This window comes from Pseudomonas putida, assembly GCF_028682475.1.
Classification (GTDB): Bacteria; Pseudomonadota; Gammaproteobacteria; order Pseudomonadales; family Pseudomonadaceae; genus Aquipseudomonas; species Aquipseudomonas putida_AG.
Map to the genome: position 1 here is coordinate 37,526 of NZ_JANHLE010000032.1, position 23,976 is coordinate 61,501.

Consider the following 23,976-nt stretch of genomic DNA (forward strand, 5'->3'; position numbering starts at 1 on the left):
CCCCCATGCGCATCCACGTCAGCTTCATCGACCGCGTCGGCATCACCCAGGAAGTACTGGCCCTGCTCGGTGCCCGCAACCTCAACCTGGACGCCGTGGAGATGGTGCCGCCCAACGTTTACATCGACGCCCCGACCCTCAGCCCGCATGTCCTCGAAGAGCTGCACGACGCCCTGTTGAACGTGCGCGGTGTGCAATCGGTGCGGGTCGTCGACATCCTTCCCGGCCAGCGCCGCCACCTGCAGCTCGATGCCCTGCTTGCCGCCATGAGCGACCCGGTCCTGGCCCTGGACAGCGCCGGTCACGTGCTGCTGGCCAACCCGGCGCTGGTGGCCCTGTGCGGTCAGGAGCCCTCGGATCGCTCGGTGGTCGATCTGTTTGACGACCCCGGCCTGCTTGAGGCGTTGATCGAACAGGGCTTTCGCCTGCCCATGCGCGAAGTGGTGCTCAACGGCCAGACCCTTTTGCTCGATGCCACCCCGATCACCAACGCCGGCGCCTTGCTGACCCTGTACCAGCCCAACCGCATCGGCGAACGGCTGTCGGCCTTGCACCACGATCACGCCGAAGGCTTCGATGCCCTGCTCGGCGACTCGCCGCCAATCCGCACCCTCAAGGCCCGCGCCCTGCGCGTCGCAGCCCTCGATGCACCGTTGCTGATTCATGGTGAAACCGGTACCGGCAAAGAGCTGGTAGCCCGCGCCTGCCACGCCATCAGCAGCCGCCACAGTGCGCCGTTCCTGGCGCTGAACTGTGCGGCATTGCCGGAAAACCTCGCCGAGAGCGAGCTGTTCGGCTATGCCCCAGGCGCCTTCACCGGTGCCCAGCGCGGCGGTAAACCGGGTCTGATGGAACTGGCCAACCAGGGCACGGTGTTCCTCGACGAGATCGGTGAAATGTCGCCGTACCTGCAAGCCAAGCTCCTGCGCTTTCTCAATGACGGCAGCTTCCGTCGGGTCGGTGGCGATCGCGAAGTAAAGGTCAATGTGCGGATCCTCAGCGCCACGCACCGCGACCTGGAAAAAATGGTCGCCGAGGGCAGTTTTCGCGAAGACCTGTTCTACCGCCTGAACGTGCTCAACCTGCAAGTGCCGCCGCTGCGCGAGCGCGGCCAGGACATCCTGCTGCTGGCCCGCTACTTCATGCAGCAGGCCTGCACCCAGATCCAGCGTCCGCTGTGCCGCCTGGCCCCGGGCACCTATCCGGCCCTGCTCGACAATCGCTGGCCGGGCAACGTGCGCCAGCTACAAAACGTCATCTTCCGTGCCGCGGCCATTTGCGAAAGCAGTGTGGTCGACATCGGCGACCTGGACATCGCCGGTACCTCGGTAGCGCGCGGTCAGGATGGCGAGGTGGCGAGCCTGGAACAGGCCGTGAGTGATTTCGAGCGCGAGCTGCTGCTGCGTCTGTATGCCAGCTACCCCTCCACCCGCCAGTTGGCGGGGAGGTTGCAGACATCGCACACTGCCATTGCCCAGCGGTTGCGCAAATACGGCATTCCAGACAAGGCCTGAAGTGTTTGACCAAGGCCTCTTACCTACAGGCCAAAATCGCAAGGTTATTCAGAATTTTCCTAGCCGTAGAGCGCTGAAATTGCCCATAAACTCGCCTGCCCCAAAGGCGTCCCCAGGCAGTGTTCGCCTCTAATCAGAGCAAAGGGTAACCTGAATGCTTGCACTCGATTTCTACGGCACACTCGTGGCCGCCTCCCTGGTACTTTTACTAGGGCGCGGGCTTGTTACACGCGTTGGTTTCTTGCGCACCTACAATATTCCCGAACCGGTAGCCGGGGGACTGGTAGTTGCCCTGCTGCTTCTCGGGCTGCGCGCCATGGAGCTGCAGGTGCAGTTTGATACTTCACTGCAAACGCCCTTGATGCTGGCCTTTTTTGCCACCATCGGTTTGAGTGCCGATATCTCGAGTTTGCAGAAAGGCGGACGCATCGTCGGTATTTTCCTGCTGGCCGTCACCGGACTGCTGCTGGTCCAGAATGCCATGGGCATTGCCCTGGCCAAGGCACTGGGGCTCGATCCCCTGATGGGCTTGCTGTCCGGCTCGATTTCCTTGTCGGGCGGCCACGGCACGGGCGCTGCGTGGGGCGCGACCTTCAGTGAGAACTACGGCCTGGCGTCCGCCAGTGAACTGGCACTGGCCGCTGCCACGTTTGGCCTGGTGCTGGGCGGGCTGATTGGCGGGCCGGTTGCCCGCCTGCTCATCAAGCGGGTCCAGACGCCCGGCATCGAGCATGAAATGCCCCGCGTGCCAAAGGGCTTTGAACAGCCGAACGAAGAGCGTTTGATAACGCCATTCACAATGATCGAAACCCTCGCGCTGATTGCGGTCAGCCTGATGGCAGGCAACCTCTTTAATAGCCTGCTCCACGGCAGCGCATTCGAATTGCCGACATTTGTTTGCGTCTTGTTTGTGGGTGTCCTGCTGCGCAACGGGCTTTCAATGTGTGGCGTGTATCAAGTATTCGAGCGCGAAGTATCAGTATTGGGCAATGTCAGCCTGTCGCTGTTTCTAGCGATCGCACTGATGTCGCTCAAGCTATGGGACCTGGCTGCCCTGGCATTGCCGTTCTTCATTCTTCTGGCTGCACAGACATTGGTCATGGCGCTGTTTGCGATATTCGTGACGTTCCGAATCATGGGAAGCAATTACGATGCGGCAGTGTTGGCAGCGGGGCATTGCGGGTTCGGACTGGGTGCAACGCCAACGGCCATCGCCAACATGCAAGCCGTGACGCAACGCTTCGGGCCTTCGCAGATCGCCTTCCTGGTCGTACCGATGGTCGGCGCGTTCTTCATCGACATCATCAATGTCATCGTGATCAAGCTGTACCTGGCGTTGCCATTCTTCGTCGCTGTCTGAATGCCTGAGTTCGGGTTGAGGTCCTTGCGCAAACAACGCCGCGCAAGGACTGTATCGAAAACGCTACACCGTAGCGAATTTGTTACACCCTCATTCAAGTCGCCATCTACAAGGGGTTGATCCTCCAAACCTTTTCGCTACCCGCCTATCTGTAGCGTTTTCATTCCATTTAAATGTACGAATGATTACGAGAAATCTGTAACTTACTGATTTATAAGCACTTTTTGATACTGGCCGCATTTTTGCTAAGGGAACCTCAACCCAAGAGCGCGAACACATCGCGCCCAACGCCCTGCTTCCCGAGGATTCCCCATGAGCGAGTTGCGTTTCACTGAAGATCACGAATGGCTGCGCGTCGAAGCCGACGGCAGTGTCACCGTGGGCATCACCGCCTTTGCCCAGAACGCCTTGGGCGATGTGGTTTTTGTGCAACTGCCGGAGCTGCAAAGCTACGACCAGGGCGCAGAAGCGTCGACCGTTGAATCGGTAAAGGCTGCCAGCGGCGTGTACATGCCGTTGAGCGGTGAAGTCGTCGCAGTCAACGACAAACTCGAAGGCAACCCTGAGCTGGTCAACGAAGATCCGCTGGGTGACGGCTGGTTCTTCCGCTTCATTCCAGCCGATGCCGGCGCCGTCGCGCAATTGCTCGACCAGGACGCCTACGACCGCCTGATCAAAGCCAACGCTGACGCCTGAGGACTCGCCATGACCATCAACCTCGGCACTGCCAACGAATTCATCGCCCGTCATATCGGCCCGCGCCAGGCTGACGAGCAACACATGCTTGCCACCCTGGGTTTCGAATCCCTGGAAGCCATGAGCGCCGCCGTCATTCCTGACAGCATCAAGGGCACCAGCGTGCTGGAACTGGGCGAAGGGCAAAGCGAAGCCGACGCGCTGGCGTCGCTCAAGGCCATCGCGGGTAACAATCAGCTGTTCAAGAGCTTCATCGGCCAGGGTTACTACAACTGCCATACCCCGGCACCGATCCTGCGCAACCTGTTGGAAAACCCGGCCTGGTACACCGCCTACACCCCGTACCAGCCAGAAATTTCCCAGGGCCGCCTGGAAGCCCTGCTGAACTTCCAGACCCTGATCAGCGACCTCACCGGCCTGCCGATCGCCAACGCCTCGCTGCTCGACGAAGCTACCGCTGCCGCCGAAGCCATGACCTTCTGCAAGCGCCTGAGCAAGAACAAGGGCAGCCACGCCTTCTTTGCCTCGGTGCATTGCCACCCGCAAACCCTCGACGTGCTGCGTACCCGTGCCGAGCCGCTGGGTATCGAAGTGGTGGTCGGCGACGAGCGCGAGCTCGATGATGTCAGCGCCTTCTTCGGTGCCCTGCTGCAGTATCCGGCCAGCAATGGTGACGTGTTCGACTACAGCGAACTGGTCGCGCGCTTGCACGCGGCCAATGCCCTGGTCGCGGTTGCCGCCGACCTGCTGGCCCTGACCCTGCTGACCCCGCCTGGCGAATTCGGTGCCGACGTCGCCATCGGTAGCGCCCAGCGCTTCGGCGTCCCGCTGGGCTTCGGTGGCCCGCACGCGGCCTACTTCTCCACCCGTGACGCGTTCAAGCGCGACATGCCCGGCCGTCTGGTCGGCGTGTCGATCGACCGCTTCGGCAAGACCGCCCTGCGCCTGGCCATGCAGACCCGCGAGCAACACATCCGTCGCGAGAAAGCCACCAGCAACATCTGCACCGCCCAGGTCCTGCTGGCCAACATCGCCAGCATGTACGCCGTCTACCACGGCCCGCAGGGCCTGAAGCAGATCGCCCAGCGTACCCACGCCCTGACCGCGATCCTCGCTGCTGGTCTCAAGCAGATCGGCGTCAATGTCGAAACCGCGGCGTTCTTCGACACCCTGACCCTGGTGACCGGCGATGCTACCGCCAGCCTGCACGACAAGGCTCGGGCCCTGCGCCTCAACCTGCGCCAGATCGATGCCCAACGTCTGGGCCTGTCGCTGGACGAAACCAGCACCCAGGCTGACGTCGAAGCGCTGTGGCAGCTGTTTGCCGGTGGCAAAACCGTTCCTGCATTCAGCACCCTGGCGGCCAGTGTTCAGGCGCAACTGCCTGCCGCCCTGCTGCGCCAGTCGGCGATCCTCGAGCACCCGGTGTTCAACCGCTACCACAGCGAAACCGAGCTGATGCGCTACCTGCGCCGCCTGGCCGACAAGGACCTGGCGCTGGACCGCACCATGATCCCGCTGGGCTCGTGCACCATGAAGCTCAATGCCGCCAGCGAAATGATTCCGGTGACCTGGGCCGAATTCGGCAACCTGCACCCATTCGCGCCGGCCGAACAGAGCCAGGGCTACCAGCAACTGACCGATGAGCTGGAGGCCATGCTCTGCGCCGCCACCGGCTACGACGCCGTATCGCTGCAACCGAACGCCGGTTCCCAGGGTGAGTACGCCGGCCTGCTGGCCATTCGCGCCTACCACCAGAGCCGTGGCGACGCTCGCCGCGACATCTGCCTGATCCCGTCCTCGGCCCACGGCACCAACCCGGCCACCGCCCATATGGCCGGCATGCGCGTGGTGGTGACCGCCTGTGACGCCCGCGGCAACGTCGATATCGACGACCTGCGCGCCAAGGCCATCGAGCACCGCGAACACCTCGCGGCGCTGATGATCACCTACCCGTCGACCCATGGCGTGTTCGAAGAAGCCATCGGCGAAATCTGCGCGATCATCCACGACAACGGCGGCCAGGTGTACATCGACGGCGCCAACATGAACGCCATGGTCGGCCTCTGTGCCCCAGGCAAGTTCGGTGGCGACGTTTCGCACCTGAACCTGCACAAGACCTTCTGCATTCCGCACGGCGGTGGCGGCCCGGGCGTCGGCCCGATCGGCGTCAAGTCGCACCTGGCGCCGTTCCTGCCAGGTCACGCACACATGGACAACAAGCAGGGCGCAGTCTGCGCTGCACCGTTCGGCAGCGCCAGCATCCTGCCGATCACCTGGATGTACATCCGCATGATGGGTGGCGCCGGGCTCAAGCGTGCCTCGCAAATGGCGATTCTCAACGCCAACTACATCGCCCGCCGCCTGGAAGAGCACTATCCTGTGTTGTACACCGGCAGCAATGGCCTGGTGGCACACGAGTGCATCCTCGACCTGCGCACGCTCAAGGACAGCAGCGGCATCAGCGTCGACGACGTGGCCAAGCGCCTGATCGACTTCGGTTTCCACGCCCCGACCATGTCGTTCCCGGTGGCCGGTACGTTGATGATCGAACCGACCGAAAGCGAGTCTAAAGAAGAACTGGATCGCTTCTGCGAGGCCATGATCCGCATCCGCGAAGAGATTCGCGCGGTGGAAAACGGCAGCCTGGACAAGGACGACAACCCGCTGAAGAACGCACCGCATACGGCTGCTGAAATTGCCGGTGAGTGGAGCCATCCCTACAGCCGCGAACAGGCGGTGTACCCGCTGGCGACGCTGGTAGAAGGCAAGTACTGGCCGCCGGTCGGTCGCGTCGACAACGTGTTTGGCGACCGTAACCTGGTGTGCGCCTGCCCGTCGATCGAGAGCTATCAGGACGTCTGAGGGCCTCATCGCGGGGCAAGCCCGCTCCCACAGGATCACCATCATCCCTGTGGGAGCGGGCTTGCCCCGCGAAACCCTTCACCACAACGAGGGTACGACCATGTCACTAAGCGTCTTCGACCTGTTCAAGATCGGCATCGGCCCCTCCAGTTCCCATACCGTAGGCCCTATGCGCGCCGCTGCGCGTTTTGCTGAAGGCCTGCGTCGCGACGGTCTGCTGGCCGCCACGGTCAGCGTCAAGGCCGAGCTCTATGGTTCGCTCGGTGCCACCGGCAAAGGGCATGGCAGCGACAAGGCCGTGCTCCTGGGCCTTGAAGGCGAACACCCCGACAGCGTCGACACCGAAAGCATTCCCGCCCGCCTGCACACCATCCGCAGCACTGGACGGCTAAAGCTGCTGGGCGAGCACGCCATCGGATTCATCGAAAAACAGCACTTGGCGATGATTCGCAAGCCCTTGGCCTATCACCCCAACGGCATGATCTTCCGCGCCTTCGACCATGCCGGTCTGCAAATCCGCAGCCGCGAGTACTACTCGGTGGGCGGTGGCTTTGTCGTCGATGAAGATGCAGCGGGGGCCGACCGTATCGTCGAAGACACTACGCTGCTGCCCTTCCCGTTCAAGACCGCCAAGGAACTGCTCGGCCATTGCGCCGCGCAGAACCTGTCGATCAGCCAGGTCATGCTGGCCAATGAAGCGGCCTGGCGCCCGGAAAGCGAAACCCGCAGCGGCTTGTTGCGGATCTGGCAGGTGATGCAGGACTGCGTCGCTGCCGGCTGTCGCAACGAGGGCATTCTGCCTGGCGGACTCAAGGTCAGACGCCGCGCCGCGGCACTTTATCGCCAGTTGTGCAGCAATCCGGAGGCAAGCCTGCGTGATGCGCTTTCGGTGCTCGACTGGGTCAACCTCTACGCCCTGGCGGTGAATGAAGAAAACGCCTTTGGCGGGCGGGTAGTCACCGCGCCCACCAATGGCGCCGCCGGCATTGTCCCGGCGGTGCTGCACTACTACATGCGCTTCATCCCCGGCGCCAACGAAGACGGCGTGGTGCGCTTTCTGCTCACCGCTGCCGCCATCGGCATCCTCTACAAGGAAAACGCCTCGATCTCCGGCGCCGAAGTCGGCTGCCAGGGCGAGGTGGGAGTGGCGTGCTCGATGGCCGCCGGTGCCCTGTGCGAAGTCATGGGCGGCACCGTGCAGCAAGTCGAAAACGCCGCCGAAATCGGCATGGAACATAACCTGGGCCTGACCTGCGATCCGATCGGCGGGCTGGTTCAGGTGCCCTGTATCGAGCGCAATGCCATGGGCTCGGTCAAGGCCATCAACGCGGTGCGCATGGCCCTGCGTGGCGACGGTCAGCACTTCGTCTCCCTCGACAAGGTCATTCGCACCATGCGCCAGACCGGCGCCGACATGAAAAGCAAATACAAGGAGACCGCCCGCGGCGGTCTGGCCGTCAACATCATCGAATGCTGACACCCTCTAAAGCCCAAGGAGTCATCAATGTCCACCGAAACACTGCTCAAGACCCCGCTGCACGCCCTGCACCTGGAACTGGGGGCACGCATGGTGCCGTTCGCCGGTTACGACATGCCGGTCCAGTACCCGCTGGGGGTGATGAAAGAGCACCTGCACAGCCGCGAGCAGGCTGGCCTGTTCGACGTCTCGCACATGGGCCAGATCCGCCTGAGCGGTGCCAATGCGGCCAAGGCCCTGGAAACCCTGGTGCCGGTCGACATCATCGACTTGCCGGTAGGCATGCAGCGCTACGCGATGTTCACCAACGAACAGGGCGGCATCCTTGACGACCTGATGGTCGCCAACCTCGGTAACGATGAACTGTTCCTGGTGGTCAACGCCGCCTGCAAGGACCAGGACCTGGCTCACCTGCGCCAGCACATCGGCGAGCAGTGCCAGATTCAGCCGCTGTTCGAAGAACGCGCCCTGCTGGCCCTGCAAGGCCCGGCGGCGGTCAAGGTACTCGAGCGCCTGGCGCCTGCCGTTGCACAAATGACCTTCATGCAGTTCCAGCCAGTACAACTGCTGGGTGCCGACTGTTACGTGAGCCGCTCGGGCTACACCGGCGAAGACGGTTTCGAGATTTCCGTGCCGGCCGACAAAGCCGAAGCACTGGCCCGTCGCCTGCTGGCCGAACCGGAAGTCGCCGCCATCGGCCTCGGCGCCCGCGACTCGTTGCGCCTGGAAGCCGGTCTGTGCCTGTACGGCCACGACATGAACACCCAGACCACACCGATCGAAGCCAGCCTGCTCTGGGCCATCTCCAAGGTGCGTCGTGCCGATGGCGAACGTGCCGGTGGCTTCCCCGGTGCCGCAGCGATCTTTGCCCAGCAGCAAAGCGGTGTGGCGCGCAAACGCGTGGGCCTGCTGCCGCAGGAGCGCACCCCGGTGCGTGAAGGCGCCGAAATCGTCGACGATGCCGGCACGGTCATCGGGACTGTTTGCAGCGGTGGCTTCGGACCAAGTTTGAATGCACCGGTGGCAATGGGTTATCTGGATGCTGCGCATACTGCACTGGAAACAGCAGTCTGGGCGATTGTTCGCGGCAAGCGGGTGGCAATGAAAGTCAGCAAGATGCCGTTCGTTGCACAGCGCTACTACCGCGGCTGAATCGTTAGTTGAAACTTTGTGTCATGAACGCGTTCGGATTTTCGAATTCGAACGCGTTTTATTACTTTCGAAAAGCTTCGCAGCACGTGCTGGAATGAGCAGAAAAAAATCGACCGAACGGCTGCTAAAAGGTAGAGCCGGAGCGGCTTTGAGGGCTTGTTTTTGCCGACAGAGTTAGCGTAGAGTCACTGCACTGTGTTTGCATGGGTCGCTATGGTTCGTGACCTGGGCAGTAGCGCTGAGATTTGCTACAACCCGTTCGACGTCTCTTACTTTCCTGCAACCCAGCCCAGTACTCTTTCATTTGGAAGAAGCTGTTACTAATTCTAAGTTTCAAAGGAAATAAGACAATGTCCCAACGTCAGAGCGGTACCGTCAAGTGGTTTAACGACGAGAAAGGTTTTGGTTTCATCACTCCAGAAAGCGGTCCGGATCTGTTCGTACACTTCCGCGCTATTCAGGGCAACGGCTTCAAGAGCCTGAAAGAAGGCCAGAAAGTGACCTTCATCGCCGTGCAAGGCCAGAAAGGCATGCAGGCTGACGAAGTTATCGCGGAAGCCTGATTCCCGATATAAAAAGCCCCTGCTGGCAACAGCAGGGGCTTTTTTGTGCCTGTGGGAGCGGGCTTGCCCCGCGATTACGGTCTCAACGATAAACCGTGTCACAGGGCAACGACTTGGGCGCGTAATTCCGTAGAATGGCGGTTTTGCCCAAGGAGGGCCATGTATGCCCAAGCAGATGTTGCAGCCCCAGGGCGACTTTCCGGTTGTCGGCCTGGGTCGGCGCCTGGCCGCCATGTTCTACGATTTCCTGTTGTGTACCGCGCTGCTGATCGTTACCGCTGGCGTGTACAAGATGATCCAGATGGCAATCATCGGTGAAGCGCGTATGCGTCAGCTGACCGAAGCCGGTGCTCTGGACGGTGACCCGTTGCTGTCGACGATTTTGCTGTTTGCCCTGTTTGGCTTCTTCGCCAAGTTCTGGACTCACGGCGGGCAGACCCTGGGCATGCAGGTGTGGCGCATTCGCGTGCAGAACGCCGATGGCAGTGCCATCAGTCTGTGGCAGGCTCTGCTGCGTTTTGTCGTCTCTATCGCTTCCTGGCTGTGCCTGGGTCTGGGTTTCATCTGGTCGCTGTTCGACAAGCGCCAACGCACCTGGCATGACATCTACTCCGATACTCAATTGGTGCAGTTGCCCAAAGCGAAAAAATAGCCGGCAGACACGGTTGGGCTGGGCTATTGAGGCTGCACCACATTGAATGGATAAGCTCGCAATACCCCAACCCAGGAATCATAGTCCCCGGTATTCCGTGAACCACAAAAAAGCCGACCCTAAGGTCGGCTTTTTCATGCCTGTCGCGCTTAACCCGCGCGTCGCAACATCCACCAGCCCGCCCCGGCACAGATCGCCGCCGGTATCACCACCGCCAGCAACGGCGGGAAGCCAAACACCTGGCTGGAGGGCCCGAGCAAGTCCTGGGCAATACGGAACACGAAACCCACCAATACACCGGTGAACACCCGCTGCCCCAAGGTCACCGAACGCAACGGACCGAAAATGAACGAGATAGCCATCAACACCAGCGCCGCCGTCACCATCGGTTGCAGGACCTTGGTCCAGAATGCCAGCCAGTAACGGGCGTTGTTCAGGCCCTGGTCAGACAGATAGTGGATGTACTGCCACAGCCCGGTGATCGACAGGGAATCCGGTGCCAGCACCACGGTATTGAGCAGTTGCGGCGTAACGGTGACATCCCAGCGCTCAGCAGGCGCCTTGACCACTTCAGTGTGATCACCACGGAAATAGGTGGTGGTCACGTCGCTCAGTTGCCAGTGATCTTCCTGGTACTGGGCACGACGGGCAAAGCTGGAAGTGACCAGGTGACGCTCGTTGTCGAAACGATAGCGGGTCACGCCGTACAACAGGCCGTTGGGTTGCACCGAGTTGATGTGCACGAACTCGTCACCCTGGCGATGCCACATGCCGCGCTTGGAGCTCTGCGCCTCACCACTGCCCTGGGCCAGAGAACGATCGGCCTGGGCCTTGTTCTCGGTCACAGGCGCCAGGTATTCGCCAATCAGGATACCGGCCAGCATCAGTACCAGCATCGGCTTCATCACCGCCCAGACGATGCGGCCGATCGACACCCCGGCCGCACGCATGATGGTCAGCTCACTGCTGCTGGCCAGGCTGCCAAGGCCAATCAGGCAGCCGATCAGGGCGGCCATCGGCAGCATGTCGTAAAGACGCCGCGGGGCGGTCAGCAAGACAAAATTGCCGGCATCCATCAACGTGTAGCTGTCAGTGATGTCGCTCATCTCATCGATGAAGGCGAACAACGACGCCAGGCCCAGGATAATGCCGAGCACAGCCAGAATGGCCACCAGCACGCTCTTGCCGATGTAGCGGTCGAGCTTAACCATGGGCCACCTCCGCACGACGCGCGGCACGCTTGAGGCGTAGCGGCTCCCAATACATCAAACCAAGGCCAATGAGCAGGAACAGACCGTGAACCCACCAGATACCCAGGCCAATCGGCAACTTGCCTTTTTCCAGGGCGCCACGTACAGCGATCAGCATGGTTAGGTACGCCATATACAGAAGAATGGCCGGCAACAGCTTGAGGAAACGGCCTTGGCGGGGATTGACCCGTGACAGCGGCACTGCCAGCAGGGTGACCACGAACACCAGCAACGGCAACGACAGGCGCCACTGCAGCTCGGCGCGCTCACGTCGGCCCTCGCTGCCAATCAGTTCGGAAGTTGGGATAGCCTCGCGATCAGTGATTTCCTCACTGACTTCAGGCTTGGGCAACAGCACGCCATAGGTGTCGTACTTGATCGCGCGGTAATCGGCCTGCCCCGGATTGCCGTCATAACGGTAACCGTTCTCCAGAATCAGGTAGCGGTTGCCGTCGGCACCGACTTCCTGACGACCTTTTTCAGCGACCAGCACCGAAGGCGCACGCTCCTTGCTCTTGTCCGAAGAGAAACGCTTCTCGGAAATGAACACACCTGCCAGGTTGCCGCGGTCTTCGGACAATTGCTCGGTGTAGGTCACCCGCGAGCCATCGCGCAGGGTCTGGAATCGCCCAGGTACCAGGGTATCGAATTCAGTCAGGGCGTCTTGCTGGTTGATGATCTGTGCTACCTGGGTAACCCCCTGCGGCGCCAGGCCCAGGCTCAGCCAGGCGACCAGCAAGGCCACCAGGGCGGCCGGTGCCATGGTCATGCCCAGCAGACGCTGCTGGCTCATGCCGGTGGCCGACAGCACGGTCATCTCGCTCTCCAGGTACAGCCGGCCGTAGGCCAGCAGGATCCCCAGGAACAGGCCCAGCGGCAGGATCAGCTGCAGGAACCCCGGCAGGCGATAGCCCATGATCAGAAACAGCACACCCGGGTCGAGAATGCCCTGGGCCGCCTGGGCCAGGTATTTGATGAAGCGCCCGCTCATGATGATCACCAGCAGCACGGCGCTGACGGCACTCAAGGTCACCAGGACCTCGCGGGACAGATATCGGAAGACGATCAAACCAGACACTCCTGGGTTGTCAGGCTCGGACAGCCAAACAAAGAATCCATAACAGCCAAGATAGTTGCCGACCCGCCAAAGCGAACCCGCACAAAAGTTGGCGCATTATCCTGTGATTGGCCGTGCCTGTCACTGGCGATGCACAATGCTTCATTGACGGGGTTGTCAGGTCGGTCCGAGCGGGCTCAAACTGGCGGCTTTCTCACTGGCACGCGACCACGCGGCCAGCTCGCTTAAAGTGCCTGCACAGACAGCGCACAAAGACAGATCATTCGGGGAACCTGACATGGAACTGGTTGTAAAAAGCGTAGCCGCTGCATCCTTGAAAACCGCCACCCTGGTGCTCGCGGTAGCTGAAGGCCGCAAACTCGGCGCCAGCGCCAAGGCCATCGACGAAGCCTGCGGCGGTGCCCTCAGTGCCGTGCTCAAGCGCGGCGACCTGACCGGCAAGCTGGGCCAGACCCTGCTGCTGCAAAGCCTGCCCAACCTCAAGGCCGAGCGCGTCCTGCTGGTCGGCACCGGCAAGGACAGCGAACTGGGTGACCGCAGCTGGCGCAAAGTGGTTACCAGCGTGCTGGCGGTGCTCAAGGGCCTCAACGGCAGCGACGCGGTACTGGCGCTGGACGATGTCGCCGTGACTGGCCGCGATGCTTTTTATAGCAAGACGCGTCTGCTGGCCGAAACCCTGCTCGACGGTGAATACGTTTTCGACCAGTTCAAGAGCAAGAAGACCGAACCCCGCGCCTTGAAGAAGATCACCCTGCTGGCCGACAAGGCCGGTGCCGCCGAAGTCGAGCGCGCCGTCAAGCACGCCGGCGCAATCGCTGCCGGCATGAGCTTTGCCCGCGATCTGGGCAATCTGCCACCCAACGTTTGCCACCCAAGCTACCTGGCCGAGCAGGCCAAGGGCATGGGCAAAGCCTTCAAAGGCCTGAAAGTCGACGTGCTCGACGAGAAAAAGATCAAGGATCTGGGCATGGGCGCGTTCTACGCCGTTGGCCAGGGCAGCGACCAGCCGCCACGCCTGATCGTGCTCAACTACCAAGGCGGCAAGAAGAGCGAGAAACCGTTCGTGCTGGTCGGCAAGGGCATCACTTTCGATACCGGTGGCATCAGCCTCAAACCTGGCGCCGGCATGGATGAAATGAAGTTCGACATGGGCGGTGCAGCCAGTGTCTTCGGCACCCTGCGCGCGGTACTCGAACTGCAGCTGCCGATCAACCTGGTGTGCCTGCTGGCCTGTGCCGAGAACATGCCGAGCGGCGGCGCCACCCGTCCGGGCGATATCGTCACCACCATGAGCGGGCAGACCGTCGAGATCCTCAATACCGACGCCGAAGGCCGCCTGGTGCTGTGCGATACCCTGACCTACGCCGAACGCTTCAAGCCACAGGCCGTGGTCGACATCGCCACCCTGACCGGCGCCTGCATTGTCGCCCTGGGCAGCCACACCTCGGGCCTGATGGGTAACAACGACGAGCTGGTCAACCAGCTGCTCGACGCCGGCAAGCGGGCCGACGACCGTGCCTGGCAGCTGCCGCTGTTCGACGAATACCAGGAACAGCTGGACAGCCCGTTCGCCGACATCGCCAACATCGGCGGCCCGAAGGCCGGCAGCATCACCGCCGGTTGCTTCCTGTCGCGTTTTGCCAAGGCCTACAACTGGGCCCATCTGGATATCGCCGGCACCGCCTGGATCAGTGGTGGCAAGGACAAGGGCGCCACGGGCCGTCCGGTGCCGCTGCTGACCCAGTACCTGCTCGATCGCGCCAACGCCTGAGTGAATGCCGGCCGTCTACCCCCAGGGTGTAGCCGGCCGGCGTGCTGATCATGAGCAAAGTCGATTTCTATATTCTGCCCAGCGACGCGCCCTCGGCGCGCCTGGATTTCGCCTGCAAGCTTTGCGACAAGGCCTGGCGCATGGGGCATCAGGTTTACCTGCACTGCGCCGACGCCGCCCAGCGCGACGAACTGGATACCCGCCTGTGGGCCTTCAAGGGTGAAGCTTTCGTGCCGCACAATGGCGCCGAAGAACAGCCCCAGGGCAGTGTGGTATTGGGGCTGGGAGACGATCCCGGCAGCCACCGGGACCTGCTGATCAACCTCGACCTCAAGGTTCCATCGTTCGCCGCCCGCTTTGCCCGCATTGCCGAGATCGTGGTCGAGGAGCCGACGATTCGTCAGGCTGCCCGAGAGAGTTTCCGTTTCTACCGCGAACAGGGCTATGCTCTGCAGGATCACCGCTTACAGCGACTCTAAAACGATGGATAAACCCACACCCCTGCCGCAATCCGCACACCTGCTGGACGACCTTGAGTCGATCCGTCAGCTGCTGGGCGACGAATCCCTTGAGCCACCGCTGCTGACCGATACCGTCGAGGAGCAGATTCCGCTGCTGCTTGAAGAGGCCGAGCCTGCACCTGTGGTTGCGCCGGAACCTGCACCGCAAGCACCTGCCGACCCGCAGGCCAAGCGCCAGGAAACCCTGCTGCACCTTGATAGCGAACTGCGCGCTGCCGCTCAGTTGATCATGCAGGACGTGATCAACGACTTCACCCCGCACATCGAGAACGAGATCAAACGTCGGCTCGATGCCCGGCTCGAGCGTTTGCTCAACCAATAGCCAGAATGAATTGAATCGCGGGGCAAGCCCGCGCCCACCGGGGTTGCGGTCAGCCGGTGGGAGCGGGCTTGCCCCGCGAAGTTTTTACCTCCTGCCATCACCTCATGCTACGCCCCGGCACTTATCCCCGTTATACTGCTCGGCTTTCCTGAATATATGCCATAGGGTCCCGCCGAGCATGGATAAGACCTACCAGCCGCACGCTATTGAAACTTCCTGGTACAACACCTGGGAGTCCGAGAATTACTTCGCTCCGCAAGGTGCAGGCGATTCCTACACAATCATGATTCCGCCGCCGAACGTCACCGGCAGCCTGCACATGGGTCATGGTTTCAATAACGCGATCATGGACGCCTTGATCCGTTTCCGCCGCATGCAGGGCCGCAACACCCTGTGGCAGCCGGGTACCGACCATGCCGGTATCGCCACGCAGATGCTGGTCGAGCGCCAGCTCGAGGCCAAAGGCCAGAACCGTCATGATCTGGGTCGCGAGAAATTCCTGGAAAAAGTCTGGGAATGGAAAGACCAGTCCGGTGGCAACATCAGCCGCCAGATTCGCCGCCTGGGCTCCTCGGTCGACTGGAGCCGCGAGCGTTTCACCATGGACGACGGCCTGTCGGAAGCGGTCAAGGAAGCCTTCGTGCGCCTGCATGAAGACGGTCTGATCTACCGCGGCAAGCGCCTGGTCAACTGGGACACCAAGCTGCACACGGCCATCTCCGACCTCGAAGTGGAAAACCATGACGAGAAAGGTCACCTGTGGAACCTGCGCTACCCGCTGGCTGACGGCGCCAAGACTGCCGACGGCAAAGACTACCTGATCGTTGCCACCACCCGTCCGGAAACCATGCTCGGCGACGCCGCCGTGGCCGTGAACCCCGAAGACGAGCGCTACAAGGCGCTGATCGGCAAGTTCGTCGAGCTGCCACTGGTTGGCCGCCGCATCCCGATCATCGGTGACGACTACTGCGACCCTGAATTCGGTACCGGCTGTGTGAAGATCACCCCGGCTCACGATTTCAACGACTACGAAGTCGGCAAGCGCCACAACCTGCCGCTGCTGAACATCTTCGACAAGAACGCCTTCGTCCTGCCGGCCGCCCAGGTGTTCAACCTCGACGGCAGCGTCAACGAAAGTGTCGACGCCACCCTGCCCGCCCAGTACGCCGGTCTCGACCGCTTCGTCGCGCGCAAGCAGATCGTTGCCGACTTCGACGCCGCCGGCCTGCTGGTCAGCGTTGACGACCATGCCCTGAAAGTGCCGAAAGGCGACCGCTCCGGCACCGTCATCGAGCCGTGGCTGACCGACCAGTGGTACGTTTCGACCAAACCGCTGGCCGAGCCTGCGATTGCCGCTGTCGAAGACGGCCGCATCCAGTTCGTTCCCAAGCAGTACGAAAACATGTACTTCTCCTGGATGCGCGACATCCAGGACTGGTGCATCAGCCGCCAGCTGTGGTGGGGCCACCGTATTCCGGCCTGGTACGACGAGTCCGGCAAAGTCTACGTCGGCCGCAGCGAAGAAGAAGTACGCGCCAAGCACAACCTCGGTGCCGACGTGGTCCTGAACCAGGACAACGATGTGCTCGACACCTGGTTCAGCTCGGGCCTGTGGACATTCTCGACCCTGGGCTGGCCGCAGCAGACCGAATTCCTCAAGACCTTCCACTCCACCGACGTACTGGTCACCGGTTTCGACATCATTTTCTTCTGGGTTGCCCGGATGATCATGCTGACCATGCACCTGGTGAAGAACGAGGACGGCACCCCGCAAGTTCCGTTCAAGACTGTCTACGTCCATGGCCTGGTCCGCGACGGCCTGGGCCAGAAGATGTCCAAGTCCAAGGGCAACGTCCTTGACCCACTGGACATCGTCGACGGCATCACCCTCGACGAACTGCTGGAAAAACGCACCAGCGGTATGATGCAGCCAAAACTGGCCGAGAAAATCGCCAAGCAGACCAAAGCCGAGTTCCCCGAAGGCATCGCCAGCTACGGCACCGACGCCCTGCGCTTTACCTTCTGCTCGCTGGCCTCGACCGGTCGCGACATCAAGTTCGACATGGGGCGCGTCGAAGGCTATCGCAACTTCTGCAACAAGATCTGGAACGCCGCCCGCTACGTGCTGGACAAAGGCGAAGACTGCGGCCAGAACGGCGAAGCCTACGAGCTGTCGCTGGCTGATCGCTGGATCATCTCGCAGCTGCAACGCACCGAAGCCGAAGTAACCCGCCAGCTGGAGCAATTCCGCTTCGACCTGGCCGCCCAGGCGCTCTACGAGTTCATCTGGAACCAGTACTGCGACTGGTACCTGGAACTGTCCAAGCCTGTGCTGTGGGACGAAAACGCCCCGGTCGAGCGTGCCCGCGGCACCCGTCGCACCCTGGTGCGCGTGCTGGAAGTGGCCTTGCGTCTGGCCCATCCGTTCATGCCGTTCATCACCGAAGAAATCTGGCAGCGCCTGGCGCCGCTGGCTGGCGCCGAAGGCAAGACCATCATGCTGCAGCCATGGCCGGTGGCCAACGAAAGCCGCATCGATGCCGCAGCCGAAGGCGACATCGAGTGGCTCAAGGAGCTGATGCTCGGCGTGCGCAACATCCGCGGCGAGATGAACATCGGCCCGGGCAAGCCACTGCAACTGTTCCTCAAGAACGCCAGCGCCGAAGACCAGCGCCGCCTGCAGGAAAACGAAGCGCTGCTGAAGAAGCTGGCGAAGATCGAATCCTTCACCGTGCTCGGCGAACAGGACGAAGCACCGCTGAGCGCCACCGCGCTGGTGGGTGATCTGCAAGTGCTGGTGCCGATGGCCGGCCTGATCGACAAAGATGCCGAGCTGGCGCGCCTGAACAAGGAAATCCAGCGCCTGCAAGGTGAAGTCCAGCGTGTCGGCGGCAAGCTGTCCAACGCGGCCTTCGTCGACAAGGCACCGCCTGCGGTGATCGACAAGGAACGCGCCAAGCTGGCCGAGGCCGAACAGGCCCTGGCCAACTTCACCGAGCAGCATGCGCGGATTGCTGCGCTGTAATACGCGCTGATCTCAGCGACGCTATCGCGGGTCAAGCCCGCTCCCACAGCACCTTGTGGGAGCGGGCTTGACCCGCGATGCTTTCCACCGGAAAAACGCGATGACCACACCCAACAAACCGACCCTGCATCCGCGCAACCGCCACCAGGGTCGCTACAACTTTCCTGAGCTGATCAAGAGCAGCCCCGAACTGGGCCAGTTCATGATCACCAACCCGCACGGCAAGCCGAGCATCGACTTTGCCAACCCCGACGCCGTCCGGGTGTTCAACCGCGCCCTGCTCAAGGCCCAGTACGGCATCCAGCACTGGGATATCCCGGCCGACTACCTGTGCCCGCCGATTCCCGGCCGCGCTGACTACATACACGTCGTAGCCGAACTGCTCGCCGAAGAGAACAATGGCGAAATTCCCCGCGGCGCCCAGGTGCGCGCCCTGGACATCGGTGTCGGTGCCAACTGCATCTATCCGCTGCTGGGCCACAGCGACTACCGCTGGCGCTTTCTCGGCTCGGACATCGACAACACTGCGCTGGCCGCAGCCAAGGCCATCGTCCAGGCCAACGGTCTGGATAAGGCCATCAGCCTGCGCCAGCAAGGCAATCGCAAGCACATCCTGCTCGGACTGCTCAAAGACGACGAGCGTTACGACCTGACCCTGTGCAACCCGCCCTTCCATGCCTCACGGGAAGAGGCTACCCGCGGCAGCCAGCGCAAGTGGCGAGCCTTGGGCAAGGCCGATCCCAAGCGTAAGTTGCCGGTGCTGAACTTTGGCGGGCAGAACAACGAGCTGTGGTGCGAAGGCGGCGAAATCCGCTTCGTCAGCCAACTGGTGGCCGAAAGCGCCGCGCTAGGCCAGCAGGTGCTGTGGTTCACCTCACTGGTGTCCAAAGCCTCCAACCTGCCAGGCATTCAGGCCGCGCTGAAGAAGGCCGGTGCGCAAGACCTGCGGATTGTCGAAATGGGCCAAGGGCAGAAACAAAGCCGCATGGTCGCCTGGACCTTCCAGGACACCAATGCCCGCCAGGCCTGGCGCCAGAACCGCTGGGCGACCAAGTAGCCCGCTCCCACAGGGCACAAAAAAACCGCGTCTGGCTCACACCGGACGCGGTTTTTTAATGCTGCTTACAATTACTTGTTTACAGCGTCGGTCAGCACTTTGGCTGGAACGAACTTGACGACTTTCTTGGCAGCGATTTCGATGGCAGCGCCAGTCGAAGGGTTGCGGCCGGTACGGGCAGGACGCTCGGTGATTTTCAGTTTGCCAATGCCTGGCAGAGTGATTTCGCTGCCATTTTCCAGTTGATCAGCAACGATCTGACCCAGTTGCTCCAGAGCGTTACGCGCGGTGGTTTTCGGCGCGTCGATAGCTTCGGCGATATCGGCGATCAGTTGGTCTTTGGTCAATGCCATGGTGGTGTTCCTTCCCTATCAAATTCAGTGAGTATGCAGAGTGCTACGTCAGTCATCGAGCCAGACCTGCGGGGTAACCGGCGGTCCGGTGTTACAGCCACGCCATTCGCGTATGTAGATACGTAAAACGGCGTTTGGTTCGACGTGACGCGAGCGGTCTGCCAGCAATGCGCCGCACACGGGGCGCAAGACCGGGCAAAACTACCACAGGAATGGATAAATATCCGCAGCTGACCGGCTAAATGTGCAGGTTTTTCGGGGCTTTGCGCGAAAAAACGCAAAAAACTGAACAAAAAACGAACAACCGACATTTCTGCCAACATCTGGCCGCTGAATCACCTCTGGGCTGAGGTACACTTGGCAACTTTGCAACGCGGCCAGCACCGCCCATTTTCAACCGAGAATCCCATGCCGATCCGTCATTGCATCGTCCACCTGATCGACAAAAAACCCGATGGCAGCCCCGCTGTGCTGCATGCACGCGATACCGAACTGGCCGAGTCCAGCGCCATCGAAAACCTCCTGGCCGACCTCAACGACAGCTACAACGCCAAACAAGGCAAAGCCTGGGGTTTCTTCCATGCCGAGTCCGGCGCCCACCCGTTCAGCGGCTGGCTGAAAGAGTACCTGGAAGACGCCAGCACCTTTACCGCCTTCAGCCGGGTCGCCGTCGAGCACCTGCAAAAACTGATGGAAGAATCCAACCTGTCGGTCGGTGGTCACGTCCTGTTCGCCCACTACCAGCAAGGCATGACCGACTACCTGGCGATCGCCCTGCTGCATCACAGTGAGGGCGTGGCGGTGAACGCCGAGCTGGACGTCACCCCGTCGCGCCACCTGGACCTGGGCCAGTTGCACCTGGCCGCGCGGATCAACCTCTCCGAGTGGCAGAACAACAAGGCGTCGAAACAGTACATCTCGTTCATCAAGGGCAAGAACGGCAAGAAAGTCTCGGAGTACTTCCGCGACTTTATCGGCTGCCAGGAAGGCGTTGATGGCCCAGGCGAAACCCGCACCCTGCTCAAAGCCTTCAGCGACTTTGTCGAAAGCGAGGACCTGCCGGAGGAAGCCGCCCGGGAAAAGACCCAGACCCTGGTCGACTATGCCACCAGCCAGACCAAGGCCGGTGAGCCAGTGACCCTGGAAGAGCTTTCCGGGTTGATCGACGAAGACCGTCCACGGGCCTTTTACGAGCACATCCGCAACAAGGACTACGGCCTGTCGCCGGAGATTCCTGCCGACAAACGTACCCTGAACCAGTTCCGCCGCTTCACCGGCCGCGCCGAAGGCCTGTCGATCAGCTTCGAGGCACACCTGCTGGGTTCAAAGGTCGAATACGACGAAGAAGCCGGCACGCTGATCATCAAAGGTTTGCCGACGCAGCTGACCGATCAGCTCAAGCGTCGCAAGGACTGAGCCCTTGCCAGGAGGCCACCAGGGCCTCCTTGGCGCTTTTGCGCAGCTTCTTCACCAGGCGCTCCTGGCGCAGTGCCTCGGCCTTGTCCGGCCAGGCCTCGACGTAGACCAGCGCCACTGCCGGACTGGTACTGAAGTAGCGCGCGCCCTGGCCCTTCTGGTGGGCGATGAAACGTCGTTGCGGATTATCACTGATACCGCAATACAACGAGCCATTGGCGGCACGTACCAGGTAGACATACCAGGGTTTCAGGGGCGTTTCGACGGCAGCTTCGGACACGGTGCGGACTATTCGACGACAAAGTCGACAGCTTACCCGTTCAGCGACTGGCCTGAAACGCGCGCAGGCCTTTCAATGCCTGCTGACGAACCTTGCCCTGGATCATCGGTGTCCAGCCCAGCAACAACCCGGTGGTGCCCAGCGCCTGCCGCGACCAGCGCCACAGGTCGAAGCTGTCGTGATGCTCGCAGATCTTGCCGTCGCGAAAGACAAAGCGCGCCTGGATGTCGTTGACCACGGTGCGCCCGGTCTGGCTGAACAGGTAGGTGGCGACCCAGTGGGCCGCACCGCTACGTTCGTCGGCACTCACGCTGTCGAAGGTCAAGGTAAAGCTCTTGGCACGGGTGGTGAGCATACGCCACATATCGCCGGCGTCCTTGCCGCGCAGGGTGCCGAATGCCGGGTCGCTGAAGATGATGTCATCGCTGTAGCAGGCCACCATAGCTTCGGCATCAAGGTGCTGGAATGCCTCGTAAAAGCGCTTGATCAAAGCACTGTGGTCATCGCTCATGAGGCGGGTCCGTTTCCGATGAAATAGACCCGCACGATAGTCCGCTCATGTGGCAAAAAGCTATGGGCATTTACCCGATGAATACCCATCGCTTCAAACCCGTTCGCTCACCACCTGCACATGCAGATTGCGCCCGGCCTTCAAACCAAAACCGATGGCGCCGACACCCAACACCGCAAAGATCCAGCCGACCGCATTCCAGCCACCAGTCAGATCGTGCACCAGCCCCACGGCAAACGGCCCCATGGACGCCAGGGTGTAACCGACGCCTTGGGCCATGCTCGACAAATTAGCTGCGACATGAGCATCTTTGGAGCGCAGCACGATCAAGGTCAGCGCCAGGGCAAAGGTCCCGCCCTGCCCCAGCCCGAGCACGATTGCCCAGCCCCACAGTCCGTCGAGCGGCGCATACAGGCAGCCGAACAGGCCGGCCAGCGCCAGCAGCATGACCACGACAATGGCCAGGCGCTGATCCTTGCCACGCGTCGCCAGCCATGGCGCGCTGAGCGAGCTGATCAACTGCACGATCACCGACCCGGACAGCACCAGTCCGGCCTGGGTCGGGGACAGGCCGCGACCGATGAGAATCGACGGCAACCAACCGAAGACGATGTAAGCCAGCGACGACTGCAAGCCCATGTACAGGGTGACCTGCCAGGCCAGCGGGTCACGCAGCAGGCCGCGCACCCGGTACGCCACATGATGCGCGCCATGACCCTGGCGCGCCTGCGGCAACCAGATCAGCGCTGCCAGCAAGGCGGGTATCAGCCAGAAGCCCAGTCCCAGCGACCAGCTGTCGCCAAAATGCTCGCTCAACGGCACCGTGGCGCCGGCCGCCATGGCCGCCCCCAGGCACAACGCCATGGTGTAAACCCCGGTCAAGGTGCCGGCATGCTTGGGAAAGTCGCGCTTGACGATTCCCGGCAACAAGACCCCGATCACACCAATGCTGGCGCCAGCCATGATACTGCCCACAAACACACCGGTGCTGCCGAAAGCACTACGCACAGCGATACCGGCTGCCAGGGTCAGGAGGATGCCGAGGATCACCCGCTCGCTGCCAAAGCGCCGCGCCAGAATCGGCGCCAAGGGCGCAAACAGGCCCAGGCAGAGCACCGGCAGCGTCGTCAGCAAACCGGCCTGAGAAGCGCTCAGGCCAAGGCTCTCGGATACCAGACTGAGCAGCGGCGCCATGCTCGACAGCGCCGGGCGCAGGTTCAGCGCCACCAGCACCAGGCCAAGCAGCAACAGCCAGGGACGTTTGAGCAACACCGGCTGTTGTTGCACCTGCTCGTCGTCGGCTTCGGCGTCGATCAGCAGTTCTTCCAGCTCCGGCCCATTGGCCGGCTGGGTGTTTCGGGCAGCGTCATGCGCCATGGCAGCCTCGCAAGGTCAGGATTCGTTGATCAGGGTCCGGCTCAGGGCTTTGGCCTTGTCCGGATCGCGTTGTTCGATAGCGTCGAGAATCTGGCCATGCAAGTCGAAAACCAGCTGGCAGCGCGGCGCATGGCTCAGGTTGTGGTGCACGGTAGCGGCCACTACCCCGGAGAAGTAGCGGTACAACTCGCTCAATGCCGGGTTGTGCGCGGCATCCACCAGGCGTTGGTGGAAGATCAAGTCGCAGCCGACATAACGCTCCAGATCAGCATGAAAATGCTCGCTGCTATGGCCCAGTGCTTCACGCAGACCTTGCAGATCCTCTTCGGTGCGGCGTAGCGCTGCCAGGCCGATTGCCTCGGCTTCGAGGATGTGCCGCGTTTCCCGCGCCTGTTCAAGATTGCAGCGGGACAGCGCCTGGACTGCCTGTAGCGGGTCGACCGCGGTGCGCAGATAGCTGCCGTCGCCCTGGCGGACTTCGACCAGGCCGCTGAAGGCGAGCACGCGCATGGCTTCGCGCACTGTATTGCGGCTGATGCCAAGCTCCGTGGCCAGCTCCGGCTCGGTTGGCAGGCGTTGCCCTACCGCCCAGGTACCGCTGGTGATGCGCTGGCGCAGTTGATCGACGGCCTGCTCGACCAGCGAGCGTTTGATTAGCAGAGTCATTTGACTTTACATCCAATCATCGGATGAATTTAGGCGAGAGAGAATACTCCCCTGAATTGTGTAAAAGCAA

Annotated in this window: 21 protein-coding genes; 14 read left to right on the forward strand and 7 right to left on the reverse strand. The window is 61.7% G+C overall.

Annotated elements, in window-relative coordinates:
• Positions 1-5: 5 nt before the first annotated feature.
• The 8 genes from NPS47_RS21545 (at position 6) to NPS47_RS21580 (ending at position 10,279) form a co-directional block, all read left to right on the forward strand.
• Positions 6-1,514 carry a sigma-54-dependent transcriptional regulator gene (locus tag NPS47_RS21545; RefSeq protein ID WP_274296792.1) on the forward strand — a complete coding sequence of 503 codons (1,509 nt, stop codon included), beginning with the start codon at positions 6-8 and terminating at the stop codon, positions 1,512-1,514.
• Between the two features lie 154 nt (positions 1,515-1,668).
• On the forward strand, positions 1,669-2,874 hold the full coding sequence (gene gltS / locus NPS47_RS21550) for a sodium/glutamate symporter (RefSeq protein ID WP_274296793.1): 1,206 nt from the start codon (positions 1,669-1,671) through the stop codon (positions 2,872-2,874).
• 312 nt (positions 2,875-3,186) lie between these two features.
• Positions 3,187-3,570 (forward strand): glycine cleavage system protein GcvH, encoded by a 384-nt coding sequence (gene gcvH / locus NPS47_RS21555; RefSeq protein WP_274296794.1) that lies wholly within the window; start codon positions 3,187-3,189, stop codon positions 3,568-3,570.
• 9 nt (positions 3,571-3,579) lie between these two features.
• Entirely contained in the window at positions 3,580-6,435 is a 2,856-nt protein-coding gene (gcvP, locus tag NPS47_RS21560) for an aminomethyl-transferring glycine dehydrogenase (RefSeq protein ID WP_274296795.1), read from the forward strand.
• Between the two features lie 100 nt (positions 6,436-6,535).
• Complete coding sequence (locus NPS47_RS21565; protein ID WP_274296796.1) at positions 6,536-7,912, forward strand: L-serine ammonia-lyase; 1,377 nt, start codon at positions 6,536-6,538, stop codon at positions 7,910-7,912.
• 27 nt (positions 7,913-7,939) lie between these two features.
• A complete protein-coding gene (gene gcvT / locus NPS47_RS21570) occupies positions 7,940-9,064 on the forward strand; it encodes a glycine cleavage system aminomethyltransferase GcvT (protein ID WP_274296797.1) in 1,125 nt (374 codons plus the stop codon).
• A gap of 350 nt (positions 9,065-9,414) precedes the next feature.
• Positions 9,415-9,627, forward strand: coding sequence for a cold-shock protein (locus NPS47_RS21575; protein ID WP_010220199.1), 213 nt, complete (start codon positions 9,415-9,417; stop codon positions 9,625-9,627).
• A 163-nt stretch (positions 9,628-9,790) separates the two neighbouring features.
• Complete coding sequence (locus tag NPS47_RS21580; protein ID WP_274296798.1) at positions 9,791-10,279, forward strand: RDD family protein; 489 nt, start codon at positions 9,791-9,793, stop codon at positions 10,277-10,279.
• 149 nt (positions 10,280-10,428) lie between these two features.
• Here NPS47_RS21580 and lptG read toward each other — a convergent pair whose 3' ends face one another.
• Both lptG and lptF read right to left on the reverse strand, forming a co-directional pair.
• On the reverse strand, positions 10,429-11,490 hold the full coding sequence (gene lptG, locus NPS47_RS21585) for an LPS export ABC transporter permease LptG (RefSeq protein WP_274296799.1): 1,062 nt from the start codon (positions 11,488-11,490) through the stop codon (positions 10,429-10,431).
• Complete coding sequence (lptF, locus tag NPS47_RS21590) at positions 11,483-12,598, reverse strand: LPS export ABC transporter permease LptF (RefSeq protein WP_274296800.1); 1,116 nt, start codon at positions 12,596-12,598, stop codon at positions 11,483-11,485. Before lptF ends, lptG begins: the two co-directional genes overlap by 8 nt.
• Positions 12,599-12,884: 286 nt before the next feature.
• Here lptF and NPS47_RS21595 point away from each other — a divergent pair, with 286 nt between their 5' ends.
• The 5 genes from NPS47_RS21595 (at position 12,885) to rlmF (ending at position 19,303) form a co-directional block, all read left to right on the forward strand.
• The gene (locus NPS47_RS21595) at positions 12,885-14,378 is read left to right on the forward strand and encodes a leucyl aminopeptidase (RefSeq protein ID WP_274296801.1); all 1,494 of its coding nucleotides are present in this window, start codon (positions 12,885-12,887) and stop codon (positions 14,376-14,378) included.
• Between the two features lie 50 nt (positions 14,379-14,428).
• Positions 14,429-14,857, forward strand: coding sequence for a DNA polymerase III subunit chi (locus NPS47_RS21600; protein ID WP_274296802.1), 429 nt, complete (start codon positions 14,429-14,431; stop codon positions 14,855-14,857).
• A 4-nt stretch (positions 14,858-14,861) separates the two neighbouring features.
• A complete protein-coding gene (locus tag NPS47_RS21605) occupies positions 14,862-15,221 on the forward strand; it encodes a DNA polymerase III subunit chi (protein WP_274296803.1) in 360 nt (119 codons plus the stop codon).
• Positions 15,222-15,399: 178 nt separating this feature from the next.
• Positions 15,400-18,246 carry a valine--tRNA ligase gene (locus NPS47_RS21610; protein ID WP_274296804.1) on the forward strand — a complete coding sequence of 949 codons (2,847 nt, stop codon included), beginning with the start codon at positions 15,400-15,402 and terminating at the stop codon, positions 18,244-18,246.
• A 100-nt stretch (positions 18,247-18,346) separates the two neighbouring features.
• Complete coding sequence (rlmF, locus tag NPS47_RS21615) at positions 18,347-19,303, forward strand: 23S rRNA (adenine(1618)-N(6))-methyltransferase RlmF (protein WP_274296805.1); 957 nt, start codon at positions 18,347-18,349, stop codon at positions 19,301-19,303.
• Between the two features lie 71 nt (positions 19,304-19,374).
• On the opposite strand, the gene NPS47_RS21620 is transcribed toward rlmF, so the two are convergent.
• Entirely contained in the window at positions 19,375-19,656 is a 282-nt protein-coding gene (locus tag NPS47_RS21620; RefSeq protein WP_009398256.1) for an HU family DNA-binding protein, read from the reverse strand.
• Positions 19,657-20,064: 408 nt separating this feature from the next.
• Here NPS47_RS21620 and yejK point away from each other — a divergent pair, with 408 nt between their 5' ends.
• On the forward strand, positions 20,065-21,072 hold the full coding sequence (gene yejK, locus NPS47_RS21625; RefSeq protein ID WP_274296806.1) for a nucleoid-associated protein YejK: 1,008 nt from the start codon (positions 20,065-20,067) through the stop codon (positions 21,070-21,072).
• On the opposite strand, the gene NPS47_RS21630 is transcribed toward yejK, so the two are convergent.
• From NPS47_RS21630 to NPS47_RS21645, 4 genes are all read right to left on the reverse strand, one after another.
• Positions 21,053-21,352 carry a GIY-YIG nuclease family protein gene (locus tag NPS47_RS21630; protein ID WP_274296807.1) on the reverse strand — a complete coding sequence of 100 codons (300 nt, stop codon included), beginning with the start codon at positions 21,350-21,352 and terminating at the stop codon, positions 21,053-21,055. The genes yejK and NPS47_RS21630 overlap by 20 nt on opposite strands.
• 40 nt (positions 21,353-21,392) lie before the next feature.
• A complete protein-coding gene (locus tag NPS47_RS21635; protein WP_274296808.1) occupies positions 21,393-21,863 on the reverse strand; it encodes a nuclear transport factor 2 family protein in 471 nt (156 codons plus the stop codon).
• A gap of 93 nt (positions 21,864-21,956) precedes the next feature.
• Complete coding sequence (locus NPS47_RS21640; RefSeq protein WP_274296809.1) at positions 21,957-23,240, reverse strand: CynX/NimT family MFS transporter; 1,284 nt, start codon at positions 23,238-23,240, stop codon at positions 21,957-21,959.
• A 15-nt stretch (positions 23,241-23,255) separates the two neighbouring features.
• Positions 23,256-23,906 (reverse strand): FadR/GntR family transcriptional regulator, encoded by a 651-nt coding sequence (locus NPS47_RS21645; RefSeq protein ID WP_274296810.1) that lies wholly within the window; start codon positions 23,904-23,906, stop codon positions 23,256-23,258.
• Positions 23,907-23,976: the final 70 nt, after the last annotated feature.

Bases quoted from the DNA above. Each gene is read 5' to 3' on its own strand.
- NPS47_RS21545 (WP_274296792.1), top strand. From the start codon at position 6: ATGCGCATCCACGTCAGCTTCATCGACCGCGTCGGCATCACCCAGGAA.
- gltS (WP_274296793.1), top strand. From the start codon at position 1,669: ATGCTTGCACTCGATTTCTACGGCACACTCGTGGCCGCCTCCCTGGTA.
- gcvH (WP_274296794.1), top strand. From the start codon at position 3,187: ATGAGCGAGTTGCGTTTCACTGAAGATCACGAATGGCTGCGCGTCGAA.
- gcvP (WP_274296795.1), top strand. From the start codon at position 3,580: ATGACCATCAACCTCGGCACTGCCAACGAATTCATCGCCCGTCATATC.
- NPS47_RS21565 (WP_274296796.1), top strand. From the start codon at position 6,536: ATGTCACTAAGCGTCTTCGACCTGTTCAAGATCGGCATCGGCCCCTCC.
- gcvT (WP_274296797.1), top strand. From the start codon at position 7,940: ATGTCCACCGAAACACTGCTCAAGACCCCGCTGCACGCCCTGCACCTG.
- NPS47_RS21575 (WP_010220199.1), top strand. From the start codon at position 9,415: ATGTCCCAACGTCAGAGCGGTACCGTCAAGTGGTTTAACGACGAGAAA.
- NPS47_RS21580 (WP_274296798.1), top strand. From the start codon at position 9,791: ATGCCCAAGCAGATGTTGCAGCCCCAGGGCGACTTTCCGGTTGTCGGC.
- lptG (WP_274296799.1), bottom strand. From the start codon at position 11,490: ATGGTTAAGCTCGACCGCTACATCGGCAAGAGCGTGCTGGTGGCCATT.
- NPS47_RS21595 (WP_274296801.1), top strand. From the start codon at position 12,885: ATGGAACTGGTTGTAAAAAGCGTAGCCGCTGCATCCTTGAAAACCGCC.
- NPS47_RS21600 (WP_274296802.1), top strand. From the start codon at position 14,429: ATGAGCAAAGTCGATTTCTATATTCTGCCCAGCGACGCGCCCTCGGCG.
- NPS47_RS21605 (WP_274296803.1), top strand. From the start codon at position 14,862: ATGGATAAACCCACACCCCTGCCGCAATCCGCACACCTGCTGGACGAC.
- NPS47_RS21610 (WP_274296804.1), top strand. From the start codon at position 15,400: ATGGATAAGACCTACCAGCCGCACGCTATTGAAACTTCCTGGTACAAC.
- rlmF (WP_274296805.1), top strand. From the start codon at position 18,347: ATGACCACACCCAACAAACCGACCCTGCATCCGCGCAACCGCCACCAG.
- NPS47_RS21620 (WP_009398256.1), bottom strand. From the start codon at position 19,656: ATGGCATTGACCAAAGACCAACTGATCGCCGATATCGCCGAAGCTATC.
- yejK (WP_274296806.1), top strand. From the start codon at position 20,065: ATGCCGATCCGTCATTGCATCGTCCACCTGATCGACAAAAAACCCGAT.
- NPS47_RS21635 (WP_274296808.1), bottom strand. From the start codon at position 21,863: ATGAGCGATGACCACAGTGCTTTGATCAAGCGCTTTTACGAGGCATTC.
- NPS47_RS21640 (WP_274296809.1), bottom strand. From the start codon at position 23,240: ATGGCGCATGACGCTGCCCGAAACACCCAGCCGGCCAATGGGCCGGAG.
- NPS47_RS21645 (WP_274296810.1), bottom strand. From the start codon at position 23,906: ATGACTCTGCTAATCAAACGCTCGCTGGTCGAGCAGGCCGTCGATCAA.